At 70.2% G+C, this 13904-nt stretch carries 13 protein-coding genes; 7 read left to right on the top strand and 6 right to left on the bottom strand.

All coding sequences use genetic code 11. The features are described from left to right. Positions 1 to 10: 10 nt before the first annotated feature. The gene (locus KUTG_RS65195; protein WP_255360871.1) at positions 11 to 136 is read left to right on the top strand and encodes a hypothetical protein; all 126 of its coding nucleotides are present in this window, start codon (positions 11 to 13) and stop codon (positions 134 to 136) included. Here the strand turns inward: KUTG_RS65195 and KUTG_RS12960 are convergent. After that, positions 126 to 920 (bottom strand): hypothetical protein, encoded by a 795-nt coding sequence (locus KUTG_RS12960; protein ID WP_043717054.1) that lies wholly within the window; start codon positions 918 to 920, stop codon positions 126 to 128. The two genes, KUTG_RS65195 and KUTG_RS12960, sit on opposite strands and share 11 nt — an antisense overlap. Positions 921 to 1018: 98 nt before the next feature. Next, complete coding sequence (locus tag KUTG_RS12955) at positions 1019 to 1999, bottom strand: LacI family DNA-binding transcriptional regulator (protein ID WP_043717053.1); 981 nt, start codon at positions 1997 to 1999, stop codon at positions 1019 to 1021. Between the two features lie 199 nt (positions 2000 to 2198). On the opposite strand from KUTG_RS12955, the gene KUTG_RS12950 reads away from it, so the two are divergent. Further along, entirely contained in the window at positions 2199 to 4439 is a 2241-nt protein-coding gene (locus KUTG_RS12950) for a glycoside hydrolase family 3 C-terminal domain-containing protein (RefSeq protein WP_043717051.1), read from the top strand. Positions 4440 to 4471: 32 nt separating this feature from the next. Next, positions 4472 to 5368 (top strand): serine hydrolase, encoded by an 897-nt coding sequence (locus KUTG_RS12945; RefSeq protein WP_157494518.1) that lies wholly within the window; start codon positions 4472 to 4474, stop codon positions 5366 to 5368. Here the strand turns inward: KUTG_RS12945 and KUTG_RS12940 are convergent. Beyond that, complete coding sequence (locus KUTG_RS12940; protein ID WP_043717049.1) at positions 5333 to 6979, bottom strand: MOSC and FAD-binding oxidoreductase domain-containing protein; 1647 nt, start codon at positions 6977 to 6979, stop codon at positions 5333 to 5335. The two genes, KUTG_RS12945 and KUTG_RS12940, sit on opposite strands and share 36 nt — an antisense overlap. A gap of 14 nt (positions 6980 to 6993) precedes the next feature. Further along, positions 6994 to 7164: a CGNR zinc finger domain-containing protein gene (locus KUTG_RS61165; protein ID WP_232240778.1), complete on the bottom strand. Its 171-nt coding sequence runs from the start codon at positions 7162 to 7164 to the stop codon at positions 6994 to 6996. 391 nt (positions 7165 to 7555) lie between these two features. Between KUTG_RS61165 and KUTG_RS12930 the strand changes: the two genes are divergently transcribed. The 4 genes from KUTG_RS12930 (at position 7556) to KUTG_RS12915 (ending at position 11370) form a co-directional block, all read left to right on the top strand. Then, positions 7556 to 9355, top strand: a complete 1800-nt coding sequence (locus tag KUTG_RS12930; protein WP_157494517.1) for a Na+/H+ antiporter NhaA — start codon at positions 7556 to 7558, stop codon at positions 9353 to 9355. Positions 9356 to 9371: 16 nt separating this feature from the next. Then, the gene (locus KUTG_RS12925) at positions 9372 to 10226 is read left to right on the top strand and encodes a DUF427 domain-containing protein (protein ID WP_043717045.1); all 855 of its coding nucleotides are present in this window, start codon (positions 9372 to 9374) and stop codon (positions 10224 to 10226) included. Position 10227: 1 nt separating this feature from the next. Next, a complete protein-coding gene (locus KUTG_RS12920; RefSeq protein WP_043717043.1) occupies positions 10228 to 10890 on the top strand; it encodes an SDR family oxidoreductase in 663 nt (220 codons plus the stop codon). 63 nt (positions 10891 to 10953) lie between these two features. Next, a complete protein-coding gene (locus KUTG_RS12915) occupies positions 10954 to 11370 on the top strand; it encodes a VOC family protein (protein WP_043717042.1) in 417 nt (138 codons plus the stop codon). Here the strand turns inward: KUTG_RS12915 and KUTG_RS12910 are convergent. Both KUTG_RS12910 and KUTG_RS12905 read right to left on the bottom strand, forming a co-directional pair. Beyond that, entirely contained in the window at positions 11367 to 12638 is a 1272-nt protein-coding gene (locus KUTG_RS12910) for an epoxide hydrolase family protein (protein WP_043717041.1), read from the bottom strand. The two genes, KUTG_RS12915 and KUTG_RS12910, sit on opposite strands and share 4 nt — an antisense overlap. 342 nt (positions 12639 to 12980) lie before the next feature. Then, the gene (locus KUTG_RS12905; RefSeq protein ID WP_043717039.1) at positions 12981 to 13841 is read right to left on the bottom strand and encodes a sigma-70 family RNA polymerase sigma factor; all 861 of its coding nucleotides are present in this window, start codon (positions 13839 to 13841) and stop codon (positions 12981 to 12983) included. Between the last annotated feature and the right edge of the window lie 63 nt (positions 13842 to 13904).

Here is a 13904-nt window from a genome sequence, read left to right as displayed (position 1 = left end):
CCGGATAGCCATGATCCCACCTGCGCCGGCCTTGTATCTCTCCGACCAGGTCGTGGCGCTGGCCATCGCCGGCACGGTGCTCACCACGCCGGCGTTGGCCGTCTGCGTCTACGTGTCCTGGCGGATCATCCGTTGAGCGTGCAGGGGGCCAGCGCGGCCAGGCCTGCGGGCTTGCTGCCGGTGACGCGGCCGATGTCGATGGCGATGCGGTCCAGCACGGCGATCCGCTTGTCCTTCAACGGTCCGAGAATGGCGTTGTTGATGAAGTTGGGACCGCCCTGGCCCTGAGAGGTGATGAGCCGGTTGTCGGCCTCGCCGATCTCCTTCGCCAGGTTGGCCAGCTCGGCGGTGACGCCGGCCTGGGCGGCGGCGGGCACGGCCGGCAGCTTGCCCTCGACCGACGGGCAGTTGACGGTCGGCACGCCCGCCGCCGAAGCCGAAGTCGAAGCCGAAGTCGAGGTCGGCACCGAGACGGAGACCGTGCCCGGTGCGGCGGCGCCGGTGCTCAGGCTGCACGGCGCGAGGGCGTCGAGCCCGGCGGGCTTGGCCGCGTGCCGGCCGATGGAGATGGCGATGCGGTCGATGGTCGACACCCGCTTGTCCTTCAACGGCCCGAGAATGGCGTTGTTGATGAAGTTCGGTCCGCCCTGCCCCTGCGAGGTGACCAGGCGCCGGTTCGCCTCGGCGATCTGGGTGTCGAGCAGAGTCAGGTTCCGCGTCACCTCGGCCTGGGACGCCGCCGGCACGGCCGGCAGCTTGTCCCGCACCGACGGGCAGACCACGGTCGGCGCGGCGGCGGCGGCGTTGGCCGTGCCGCTGTGGGTGGCCACGACCGCCGCCCCGCCGAGCACTGCGGTGGCCCCGAGCACCACCGCGGCGACTCGAAACTTTCGCGGAACCGCCGCGTAACTGATCCTCATGACCAAACTCCTGTCCCGTCTGCCACGTCCCGATCTCGTTTACGAGGACCAAGAGCCACTCGGTTCACGAATCACCGGTATTCGACAGATTCGACGGATCAGTCTCGATTGGACGGTCGCGAGGTGCTGGCGCGCACGGCCAGGCGGGGAGGCAGCAGGCGGATCCCGGCGGGGGAGGAGCCGTCCAGCTGATCGACGACCATTTCGACGGCGAGCTCCCCCAGCAGTGCGGCCGGGACCTCGACGGTGGTGAGTGTGCAGGGATCGCCGCCGTGCGGCCCGACGGCGATCACCGAGACATCCTGCGGCACAACAAGTCCCCGTTGCCCGAGTTCGTTCATCAGCGGCGTCAGGGCGACCTCGTTCTGGATCACCAGGGCGGTCACGCCGGCATCGAGCAGACCGTCCAGGCACGACTGGATGTTGTCGCCGCAGGCCCGGAAGACACCGAGCACCCCGTGGCGCTCGGCGGAGTCGAGAAACCCTTGCCGGAACCGGGCGGCGTGACTGACCCCACGTTCGTGCACGGCAGGTGGGGGTCCGACGAGCCCGACGCGGCGATGCCCGAGCTCGGCCAGATGCTCGACGCACAACGCGGCAGCCGCCGCGAAGTCGAGGTCCAGGCAGGTGATCGCGTTGGGGTGGTCCGGCACGCCGACCAGAACTGTCGGCCGATCAAGCGCGGTGAGCATCGGCACGCGGTTGTCGGCGGCGGTCACGTCGAGGGCGATCAGGCCGTCGGCGAGCGAGCCGACGACCGCCTCGCGTAGTTCGCCGGGATCGCCGTCCTTGGTCAGTAGCAACAGGTCCAGGCCGTGCGATCGCGCGGCGGCCGTGGCGGCGGCGGTGAAGCGCATGGCCGTCGGCGCCTCGATCCCGGGCCGCTGCGGGGCCAGTAACGCGAGTAGATCGCTGCGTTCGAGGAGACCGCTGGCGCGGGGTCGGTAGCCGAGCAGTCGGATCTGTTGCTGCACCCGTCTTCGAGTCGCGGCGGACACCGTCCGCCTGCCGCTGATCACATAGGACACCGTGCTCGGCGCCACACCGGCGGCCCGCGCGACGTCGTGGATGGTGGCCACGGCCAGAAGTTAGTTGACGTTTCACGCAAACGCAAGGTCGGCCGACTCGAAACTGTCGAAAGCGCTGAACATGCTGCGAGGCAAAGGAAAATGGTACAGACCAACGCGGGCGATCATGCTTGACCGGCTGGGGTCGGAATGATTGGGTGAGCTCCCGCGACTTCGGAGCCGATGGTCGCTCGGTTACGCGAGGGTGCCCATGGCTGCGCACGACCTGGTCCGGCCGCCGATTCCGATGCCCACGCCCGAGGCCCGGCCGCTGCGGCTGGGCGCGACCTGGAACCCCGAGCTGGCCCGCCGGGTCGGCACGGCCTTCGGCGACCGGCACGCGGGCGAGGTCGTCGGCGTCCAACTGGACCAGACACTGCGGGATCCCCGGCTGGGCCGAAACGAGCTCGGCTACGCCGAAGACCCGCTGCTCGCGGCCCGATTGGCGGCCGCGCACCTGTTCGGCATGAGCGGCGCGTGCACGCCGGTGATCACCGATCTCGACGAGCAGGCGTGCTGTGGCCGTCGCCACGGCTTCAGCGCGCGGGCGCTGCACGAGCAGGAACTGCCGGTCTACCGCGCGGTCTTCGAGATCGGCGGCGCGCAGGGCCTGGTGCTGCCACGACATCTTTTCGACGACTCGCCGATGGTGGTCCGGATGCTGATCGAGGAGGGCGTTCGGCCGTGGAGCGACGGCCGCGCGCCGGTGCTCACCACCGGCGGCCCGGTCGTGCCGGCGATGAGGGCCGGTGCGGACGGCTTCGTCGGCGACGGCCAAGTCTTGGACGAACTCGTGGCGGCAGAAGGCCTCGACGCGGAGATCGTGGCGGCGACCGCGCGGATGGCCGCCGTGTTCGGGCGGGTGGGCGTGTCCTCGGGTGAGGATCACGGCGGGCTGGATCTGGCCGTCGCCCGCGAAGCCGTGGTGCTGCTGCGCAACGACGGCCTGCTGCCGCTGCTGGTCGGCCCCGGGATGCGGGTCGCCGTGGTGCATCCGGGCGGTTCGTGCGGCCTGTCGGCCGCGGTGCGCCAGGTCGTCACCGCTGCCGGCGGCACCGTCACATTGACCGGCGGCAACGACCGCGTGCGGCTGCGCGAGGCCGACGGCCGCCGCTGCCTGGTGGCCGTCGGCGGCGAGCTCCGGTTGGGTCAGCCGAGCGGCGGCAACGACGTCTTCGACGCCATAGAGTGGTCTCGGCACGTGTTCGAGCTGAGCAACGGACCCTGCCGCCAAGTGGTCGACCTCCGGCCGGCGAACGACGGCACGGTCGCGCTCCGATACGTCCGAAATGGACAAACGGTCGTGCTGAAGACCATGCTCTGGGAACCCGTCGCCGACGGCGCCACGCTCGCGGCCGAGGCGGCGGCCGCGGCCGATGTGGCGCTGGTGGTGGTCGGCAATGACGCCGAGGACCGCCGCGACCGCGAGAACCTGTTGCTGCCGGCGCAGCAGGAGCGGACCCTGCGAGCGGTGCGGGCGGCGAACCCCAACACGGTGTTGGCGGTGTTGAGCAGTCATCCGTACGCGCTGGACTGGGCCGAGGCCAACATCGGCGGCATCCTCTGGAGCGCTCCCGGCAGCAAGACCGATGTCGCCGTGACGGAGGTGCTGTTCGGAGAACGATCCCCGGCCGGCCGCCTGCCGCAGACCTGGTACCGCGCAACGGACACCGGCTTCGACACCTACCTGTACCACTGCGCGGAACCGCTGTTCCCCTTCGGCCACGGCCTGAGCTACACCACCTTCCGCTACGACCCTCCGGTGCTCAGCGCCCGACAACTCCGTGCCGACGGGCGGATCACCGTGACGATCCGCGTGCACAACAAGGGCTTCCGCGACAGCGACGAGGTCGTGCAGCTCTACACCCGCCAACTGACCTCGCGCGTGCGCCAACCCCGGCGGCAGCTCCGGCACTTCACGCGGATCGCCGTGCCGGCAAGGACTTCGCGAACCGTCGCCTTCACGCTGACCGCCGACGACGTGTCGTTCTTCGACGTCGCCAGCCAGGACTGGGTGCTGGAGACCGCCGAGCACGAGGTCCTGGTCGGCGGCCACGCGGTCCGGTTCGACACCGTCGGCCAGGAGATCCCGATCCGGCGGCTCGCCGGCGCGTCGCTGATGTGCACCAGGGCCGACGAGGCCGCCGGCATGGTGCTGGTCGACGGCCCGGCGATGGAGGCGACGGGGCAGCGGTCATGGCTGGCGTTCCGCGGCTGCGACGTGACCGGCTGTCGGACGTGGAGCCTGGATGCGGAGAATCCGACGCGGGTGCCGCTGTACGTCGGGCTGCACCTGGACGACCCGAAGGGCCCGCTGATCGGGGTGCTGGCCGTGCCGCCGGGCTCGGGCCCGCAGCGCACGCCGATCACCGGTGAGGCGCCAGGGATCCGTGACGTGTTCGCCGTGTTCACCCACCCCGGGCTGCGGGCCCGTCGTCTGATGTTCGGCTGACCCGTTCGGTTGCCCCCTGCGTAGTGACTGCCGTGAGACAGCGACGACGAGACCTGACCGAGCCGGTGACGGTCATCGGGGTCGCCGTCGCCGCCCTCGTCGCGGTTGTCGTGGTGCTCCAGAGCGTGGGCGCCGCCGGGGTCGCCACGGCGCAGCGGCCGGTGACGACCACCGCCGTGCCGCCGCCTCCGCCGACGACCACCGTGGTGGCGCCCCCGACCAGCACCAAGGCCACCGTGCCGGCCGACATCCAGCTCGCGACGGCCGTCTACGACCTCCGGGAAAACGCTTTCGTGAGCCGCTCGGACGAGGACCAGCCGTTCGCCGCCGAGTCGCTGACCAAGCTGCTCATCGCCACCGACCTGGCCGCGGCCGGCAAGCTGACCGGGGACAATCTGCCCAGGGTGCAGCGCATGCTGTCCACCAGCGACGACACCGCCGCCAACCAGCTGTGGACCGCCGACGGCGGCCCGCAGATCGTCAGCCGCGCGGTGCGGTCCATGGGCCTCAAGCGGACGATCCCGCCGCGCGACCCCGGCCGTTGGGGCGACACCAGCACCACGGCCGCCGATGTGGTGCGGATCTACCAGCACATCGTGACGACGATGCCGGCGGCGCAGCGTGACGTCCTGCTGGCCGACCTGGCCACCACGGCCCGCGCCGCCGACGGCACCAACCAGGATTTCGGCATCACCGCGGCCCTTCCCGACGGCGAGTGGTGGGCCAAGCAGGCCTGGGCGTGCTGCCGCCCGGCCTGGGACGTGCACACCACCGGCCTGGTCGGGGCCGATCGGCGCTACGTCGTCGTGGCGCTGAGCCAGCAGCCCGTGGCCGGCGGCTTCGGCGGCGCCACCCGGGTCATGACGACCGTGGCCAAGAACCTGGTGGCGGGCCTACAGATCCAGCACCAGGTCGTCGGCGGGGCGTGAGCAGCACACCAGCGCCTGGCCCGGCTCTGGTGGCTCCAGCGGATCCGGCTGGTACCGCACGTCCCCGGACAGCACCGGCGTCACGCAGGTGTGGCAGACGCCGGTTCGGCAGGCCCAGCGGGTCGGCACGTCACAGGCTTCCGCCAGCTCCAACAGGTTCTCGAAGTCCGTGCGCCAGGGGACGGTGATTCCGCTGCGGGCAAAAGTGATCCGCGGGCCGGCGCCGACCTGGCCCTCCGGCTGGTGCGGCGTCTTGGCCACGGCGCCGACGATGCCGGGGTTGATCGCCGGCAGCGCGCCGAACAGTTCCGAGTGGACATCCGTGATGCCGAGTTCCTTCAGCGCCAAGGCCATGTCGTCCATGAAGCCGGCCGGACCGCACATGTAGGCGCTGGCGTTGGTCGGTAGATCCAAGGCCTGCAAGGCATTGGCGTTCAACCGATGGCCTTCGGACGTGTAGTAGACGTGCTCGTGGGCCTCCGGAAGATCGCCCACCAGCTGACGCACCTCGTCGGTGAAGGCGTGCTCGGAGGCGGACCGAGTGGTGTGCAGCCACCACACCTCACGCCTGCTTCCCTTGAGCGCCCGCAACATCGCCAACACCGGCGTGATACCGACGCCCGCCGACAGCAACACCACCGGGGAATCGCTGTCCACCAAGGTGAAGTCGCCACGCGGCGCGGCAACGTCCAAGGTGTCGCCCTCGCGGAGCTTGGTGTGCAGGAAGGTGCTGACTGCGCCGTCGCGTTTCACGCTGATCCGGTACCCTGCCTCGGACACGGCCGACAGCGAGTAGCTCCGCACCTGGGAATCGGCCCGTACGGTCAGGAACTGGCCGGGGAGCGGCGTGGGCAGCACCGAACCGTCCGGTGTGGACAGATGGATGGAGGCGATGGTCGTGCTCTCCGGCACGATCTTCGTCACCCGGAGCGGCCGGAACCCGGGCCAACCGGTCGTGACGGGGGAAGCCTTGGGCTCCAGCAGATCCCGGAAGGAGGACTGCCAGCCCGGGCTCAGCGCCGGGATGTCCACGGCCTTGCGCAGCTGTACGACGTCCCGGTTCGGCAGGTACAGCAGGGCATCGATGTCGGCGACGTTCATCTCGTGCCGCCCGACCGCCGTGCGCACGATGTCGTCGCCGGCCCGCACCTCGCCCTCGTGGATCACCCGCAGGTAGAAGCCCGGCCGATGCCGGGCCACCAGCAGCGAGGGGATTTCCGGCTCGTTCAACCGCATTCCGACCCGGAAGCAGGTGACACGCGGCTGCGTGACCTCGAACTCGGCGTCCCCGATGCGGTACCGGTCGCCGATGTGCACCTCGTCGTCGAGCAGCCCGTCGACGGTGAAGTTCTCGCCGAAGTTGCCGTACTCCAGGTCGTCGCGGCCCAGCTCGTCACGCCAGTAGTCGTAGGACTGTCGCTGGTAGACCAGCACGGCCCGCTGCTCGCCGCCGTGGCCGCCCAGGTCGCCCTGCCCGTCGCCGTCCACATTGAGCGTGCGGGCCATGCGCGGGCCCTCGACCGGATGCTTGAAGATGCCGGTGTGCACGGTCCGGCCCTGCCAGGGCACGTCCTTGGGCATCCCGACATTCAGTGACAACAGGCGTGCCATGGTCTTCGGCTCCTTCAGCCCTGGCGGGTGCGCTGGTAGTGCCGGCGGGCCTTCATGCGGTTGCCGCACACGGCCATCGAGCACCAGCGGGCGCTGTTCGGCTTGCTGTGGCGATCAGGACAGTCGGCACTCCGGTGCGCACGCGCGCAGCGCGGGTTGTCGGTGCGCAGCTTGTCCAGCAGCACGGCCGAGCGCGGCAGTCGTCCGCGCAGGTCGAGCGTTCAGGCGATGCCCTCCTCGGCCAGTGACGCCCGGTAGCGATGCCGTCGACGTAGGGGCGCAGAGATTGTGGCGCGGAGTGCCCGCGCACGACGTCCTGGAGCGCGTTTCGGGCGCTGACCAGGGCCTGCCACTCGTCGTCGGTGGGCTCCTGGTCGTGTTCCCGCAGCCATGCGTGGCCGGCCTCGGCGTTGTCGAGGGTGTCACGCTGCGTGCCCTCCACGACGGGGGTCGTGTTGAGCAGGTCCAGCAGCAGTGTCTCGTCCGTCATTCCTAACCTCCAATCTCGCACTTGACAGGTTATATCAGACCATGTTTCGATCTAACTGGTCAAGTCGGTTAGAGAGGTTAGAAGCCATGATGACGATGTCTCCGCGACGGACCGCCACCGGCGGCGCCGGTGTGCTCGTTGCCGCCATCGCGCTGGCCCTGACCTGGGCAAACCTCGCCCCGTCGGCCTACGTCGAGTTCTGGGCGCTGCCGCTGGACGTGCGGCTCGGGCCGCTGTCGGCGGCGCTGAGCCTGCGGGACTGGGTCAACAGCGGGCTGATGACGCTGTTCTTCCTCGTCGTCGGGCTGGAGGCGCGGCGCGAGATCGACCTCGGCGACCTGCGTGACCACCGCCGCCTGATCCTGCCCGTGGCCGCCGGCCTGGCCGGCATGGCGCTGCCGGTGCTGATCTACCTCGGCATCAACGGCGGCGGGCTCGGCGCGCACGGCTGGGGCGCGGCCATGTCCACCGACACCGCGTTGGCGCTGGGCGTGTTCAGCGTGGTCGGGCGCGGCCTGCCGGACCGGATCCGCACGTTCGTGCTGACCGTGTTCGTGGTGGACGACATCGTCGCGCTGGTGGTCATCGCCGTGGCCTACAGCGGTGAGATCCGGCCGCTCGGGCTGGCCGTCGCCGCCCTGGCCTACGGCGGCGTGCTGATCTTCCGACGGCGGATGCCGGTGTTCGCCGTGTTGACGTTGACGGTGTGGGGCGGACTGTTGGCGTCGGGCATCGACCCGGTGGTGGCCGGGCTCGCCGTCGGCCTCGCGACCTCGGCGCACCTGCCCCGGCGGAACGCGCTGATCGAGGCGACGACGTTGGTGCGGCTGTTCCGTGAGCAGCCGACGCCGGAGCTGGCGCGGACGGCGACCATGGGGCTGGCGTCGACGTTGTCGGTCAACGCTCGGCTCCAGCACGTGTTGCACCGCATGACCGGCCTGGTCGTGGTGCCGCTGTTCGCGCTGGCCAACGCCGGGATCACGCTCGACATGCGGCAGCTGATCACGCCGATCACCGTCGGCATCGTCGCCGCCTACGTGCTGGGCAAGCCGATCGCCGTGGTCGGAGCTTCGTGGCTGGTCACCAAGCTGAGCGGCGGGGCGTTGCGGCCGCCGGTCGGATGGGCGGCCGTGCTGGGCAGCGGTTCGATCGCCGGCGTCGGATTCACGGTGTCGCTGCTGATCGCCGACCTCGCTTTCACCGGGCCGCTGTTGGATCAGGCCAAGGTCGGCGTCCTTGCCGCCGCTGTCGGGGCTTCCGCGCTGAGCTTCGTCGTCTACCGCGTGACAGCCGCCTTGCCCGATCCGATGCGGACCCGTGTACTGCTGGGGAAAGCCCGCCAGCTCACGGATCTCGTGCCGGCGGTCGACGTCGAGCGTGATCACGTGCGGGGGCCTTTCGACGCCGCGGTGACCGTCGTGGAGTACGGGGACTTCGAGTGTCCGTGGACGGCGATGGCCGCCCCGACCGCTCGGGAGCTGTTGGCCGACAACGCGGACATCCGTTACGTGTGGCGGCATCTGCCGCTGCCCGACGTGCACCCGCACGCGCAGCTGGCCGCCGAAGCGGCGGAGGCGGCAGGGGAGCAGGGCGCGTTCTGGGACATGCACGACATGTTGCTGGCCAACCAGACCGACCTCGGTCTGGAGGACGTCGTCACCTATGCCGCCATGCTGGGCCTGGACATCGACCGGTTCCGCGACGACCTGCGCCGCGTCGAGGCCCGCGTGGCGCGGGACGTCGAGTCGGCCGACCTCAGTGGAGTTGCCGGCACACCAACGTTTTTCATCAACGGTCGCCGTCACGACGGGCCGCAGGACCTGGCCTCGCTCAACGGCGCCATCGAGACCGCACGAACCCACGCCGTCGCCTTCGCGACAGCCTGAACGAGGAGATGAAGTCATGGGATTGGCATGGCAGCAAGGACCGTTGTCCAGCAAGGCAGTCGGACACTTCCTGACGCCGGAGCCGCTGCCCGAGCGGCTGTTGTTCGTGGAGCCGCTGCGCCGCCGGATGCGGGTGCGGCTGGGCGGGGAGTGGATTGCCGACAGCGAGGACGTCGTGCTCCTGCACGAGCCGGGGAAGTATCCGGTGGCGTACTTCCCACTGTCCGATGTGGTCGAGGGCTTTTTGTCAGTGGAGACCCGGACGACCACGCACAAGGATCTCGGTGCCACGGCGTGGTTCTCCGTTGCGGACAAGCCCCACGCCGCGTGGCAGTTCAGCGATCTTCCTTCGCACGCCTCGGTTCTGCGGAACCAGGTTGCCTTCGCTTGGCGGGCCATGGACGCCTTCTACGAGGAGGACGAGCGGATCTTCGGGCACGCCGCCGACATGTACCACCGGGTCGACATCCGCAAGACCTCCCGGCACCTCGTCGTCCGCGACGGCGACCGGGTGATCGCCGACACGCACACCCCGTTGGCACTGTACGAATCCGGCTTCGACGTCCGGTGGTACGTCCGGAGTGAGGACGTGAATATGGCTGCTTTGGAGTCGGTCGAGGGTCAGACCTTCTGTCCCTACAAGGGTTTGGCCAGCTACTACGACATCGGCGCCCGTCGCCGTGCCGCCTGGGGCTACCCGGACGCGTGGCCGGAGGTCGCCGCCGTGTCCGGCATGATCTCGTTCGAGCCGGACGTCGTCGACGTCTGGCTGGACGACCGGAAGCTGTCCCTGGCCCCCGGCCAGACCGTTGTGCCGCACGGTGTCGACCGTGGCCTTGACGCCGATGAACTGTCCTCGAAGGGAAACTGACATGGCTCTGGAGAACCGTACCGTCCTGGTCATCGGCCGCAGCTCCGGCATCGCCCATGCCGTCGTCGAAGTCGCCACGAAGGCCGGCGCCACCGTTGTCGTCGCCGGCCGGGACGAGGTCGACGTCACCGACGAGGCCAGCATCGCAGCCCTGGCCGCGCGGCTGGGCCACGTCGATCACGTCGTGTCGACCGCGTCGGCCCGGGCCCGTGGGACCGTCGAGACGTTGACCCGGGAGGCGGTGCTGGCGTCCTTCGGTGTCAAGGCGATCGCGCCGATCTTCCTGGCCAGGCACTTCGCGCCGCTGATGCCCGCCGACGGCTCCTTCGTGTTCCTGTCCGGCGCTTCCGCGCGCAAGGTGATGCCCGGCATGCTCGCCGTCGGCGGCACCAACGCCGCCCTCGACGCCATCGTTCGCGGCCTTGCCGTTGAGCTCGCGCCCATCCGCGTCAACGCCGTGTCGCCCGGCACCATCGACACCGGCGCCTATGACGCCCTCGGCCCGGAGGCCAAGGCCACCCTGTTCGCCACGCGTTCCGCCACCAACCCCGCGCGCCGCATCGGTGCTCCCGAAGACATCGCCCGTGCCGTCCTGTTCGCCCTCGATGCCACCTTCATGACCGGCGCCTCGCTGGGCATCGACGGTGGGGAACCGCTGGTGTGAGATGACTACCACCGTGCCCGTGCTCGGCCCGATCCCGCCCATCGTCATCAAGCGAGGCAAGTGATGGACTTCCGCATCGAGGTGCTCACCCTTCCCGTCGGCGACGTCGACCGGGCCCTGCGGTTCTACGTGGACCGGGTCGGCTTCGCGCTGGACGTCGACTACCAGCCCACCCCGTCCTTCCGGGTCGTGCAGGTCACCCCGCCCGGCTCCGCCGCCTCCGTCCAATTCGGACTCGGGCTGACCGACGCGGCGCCGGGTTCCGCCCGGGCCAACTACCTGGCCGTGCCGGACATCGAGGCCGCCCATGCCGCGCTCAGCACCCGTGGCGTGAGCGTGTCGGCGGTGCGCCACAAGGCTTCCGCCGACTGGCAGGGCGACTTCGTGCCCGGCGTCGACCCCGAACGCCGTCCCTACGCCAGCGTCCTCGACTTCGCCGACCCGGACGGCAACACCTGGATCGTTCAGGAAAAGCCCTAGCGGCGCAGGAACCGGAACGCCGCCCGCACCTCGGTGGTGAACAGCTCCGGTTCCTCCCACGCGGCGAAGTGCCCGCCCTTGTCCACCTTGTTGAAGTAGACCAGCTTGTGATAGGCCCGCTCCGCCCAGCTGCGAGGCGCCTGGTAGATCTCGCCCGGGAACACCGTGATCGCCGCCGGCACCGAGACGTCCACCGCGTTGAAGTTGTTGGCGTTGTTCTCGTAGTACAGCTGGGAAGCCGAGTTGGCCGTGTCGGTCAGCCAGTACAGGCTGATGTCGTCGAGCATCTCGTCCCGGGTCAGCGACCGCTCCGGCACGCCGTCGCTGTAGGTCCAGTCCGCGAACTTGTCGTACATCCACGCCGCGAGGCCCACCGGCGAGTCGGCCAGGCTGTAGCCGACGGTCTGCGGGCGTGTCACCATCATGCCCGCGTAGCCGGAACCCCTGGTGTACAAGGCGTTCATCTTCTTGAAGGCGGTCAGCTCGTCCGGGGCCAGGTCGGCCGGCGGCGGGTCGCCGGCCTGGAGGGCGCGGGCGATCTCCGGCGGGACCGTCGCCGGCATGTTCACGTGGATGCCGAGCAGGCCCGGCGGCTTCTGTTGCGCCAGCACGTCCGAGACCACCGAGCCCCAGTCGCCGCCCTGCGAGACGTAGTGCTCGTAGCCCAGCCGGGCCATCAGCGTCTGCCAGGCCCGGGCGATGCGATCCGGATTCCAGCCCGGCGTCGTCGGCTTGCCCGAGAAGCCGTAGCCCGGCATCGACGGGACCACCAGATGGAAGGCGTCCTTGGCGCTGCCCCCGTGCTTCGTCGGGTCCGTCAGCGGCTCGATCACCTTCAGCAGCTCGAGAACCGACCCCGGCCAGCCGTGCGTGACCACCATCGGCAGCGCGTCCGCGTGCTTCGACCGCACGTGCAGGAAGTGGATGTCCAGGCCGTCGATCGTGGTCATGAACTGCGGCAGGGCATTCAGCCTCGCCTCCACCTTGCGCCAGTCGTACCGGGTCCGCCAGTACTGCACCAGCGACCTCATCGTCTCCAGTCGCACCCCTTGATCCCGGCTGCCCACCGTCTCCGGCGACGGCCATTTCGTCTCCGCCAGCCTCCGGTACAGATCGTCCAGATCCCGCTGCGGCACATTCACCCGGAACCGTCTGATCGACCCGTTCGCCTCGGCCACCGCCGGCGCCGCCGCCAGCCCCGTGGCCGCCACAGCCCCCGCCGCTCCCGCTGACGCGGCAAGGAAAGTGCGCCGTGAGTGCTCGGACATGCCCGCCTCCCACTGTGATGTCGGTGCCCCGACGCTAGGGGAGGATCGGTCACATCGACCCGGTCCTGTGCTTGTGTGCCGGACGGAACAGCACTTTCACCCGATTCCGCCCACACGTCGCGCCGACAGTGGCTGTGCTTGTGGCGCGGCTGTGTTTGTTTGGCCCCGCCTCCGGCGGGGCAGCTCGGCCCCCTTTAAGCCCCTGCCTCGCCCTTGCTGGATTTTTCGAGGCCCGCGTCGGCTCGGGTGGTGGGGCGAGTTGGGTGGCGGACCTCAAAAAGTCCAGCAACCGTGCGAGGCAGGGGCGGGGCCGAGCGCTCTGTGGTGTTGGGGGCTCGTAGATCAGGCGAGAGGGGGGAGATTGAGGTTGGCGAGGCGGTCGGGGTCGGCGAGGATGTTGATCTCTATGATGCGGCCGGCGCGGACTGTGGGGGAGAAGACGGCGCGGGCCTTGCCGCCGACCATGGGCACGATGCCGGCCGCGCCGTTGATCACCACGTGCCGGGCTCCGGCCGCCCCACGGGCGTAGAGCAGGGCCTGTCCCGCCACGTCTTCGGCGCCTCGCACCAACTTCGACGGTCCGGAGGGGCCGAAGTCCACCCGTAGCACCACGGCCGGGTCCAGCACCGCCAGCAGCGCCTCGAAGTCCCCCGCCCTCGACGCCGCCATGAAGGCGTCCACCACCTCCCGCTGCGCCGGCAGGTCCCCATCCGGCCTCGCCGCCCCACGCACCCTCCGTCGCGCCCGGCTGGCCAGCTGCGTGGCATTGGCCGGCGTCCGCCGCACGATCGGCGCGATCTCCTCGAACGGCACCCCGAACATGTCGTGCAGCACGAACGCCAGCCGCTCCGCCGGCGTCAGCGTCTCCAGCACCACCAGCAGCGCCAGTCCCACCGAGTCCGCCAGCACCGCCTCCTCCGCCGGATCCTCCGCCACGATCGGATCCGGCACGTGCGTCTCCAGCGGCTCCTCCCGCACCGCCCTCCGATGCTTCAGCACGTCCAGGCACACCCGGCCGACCACCGTCGTCAGCCACCCACCCAGGTTCGCCACCTCCGCCGCGTCCACCCGCGCCAGCCGCAGCCACGCCTCCTGCACCGCATCCTCGGCATCCGCCACCGACCCCAGCATCCGATACGCCACCGCCCGCAGCCGCCCCCGATGCGCCTCGAACCGCTCCGCCAGGAACTCCCGCTCGTCCATACCCCTCTGACGAACCAGCCCGCCGATTCATGACAGTCGCCCGCGACCCGCTGCGCCGCGAAG

The sequence above is a fragment of the Kutzneria sp. 744 genome (assembly GCF_000568255.1).
In the GTDB taxonomy this organism is placed as follows: Bacteria; Actinomycetota; Actinomycetes; order Mycobacteriales; family Pseudonocardiaceae; genus Kutzneria.
This window is presented reverse-complemented; position numbering and strand designations above follow the sequence as displayed.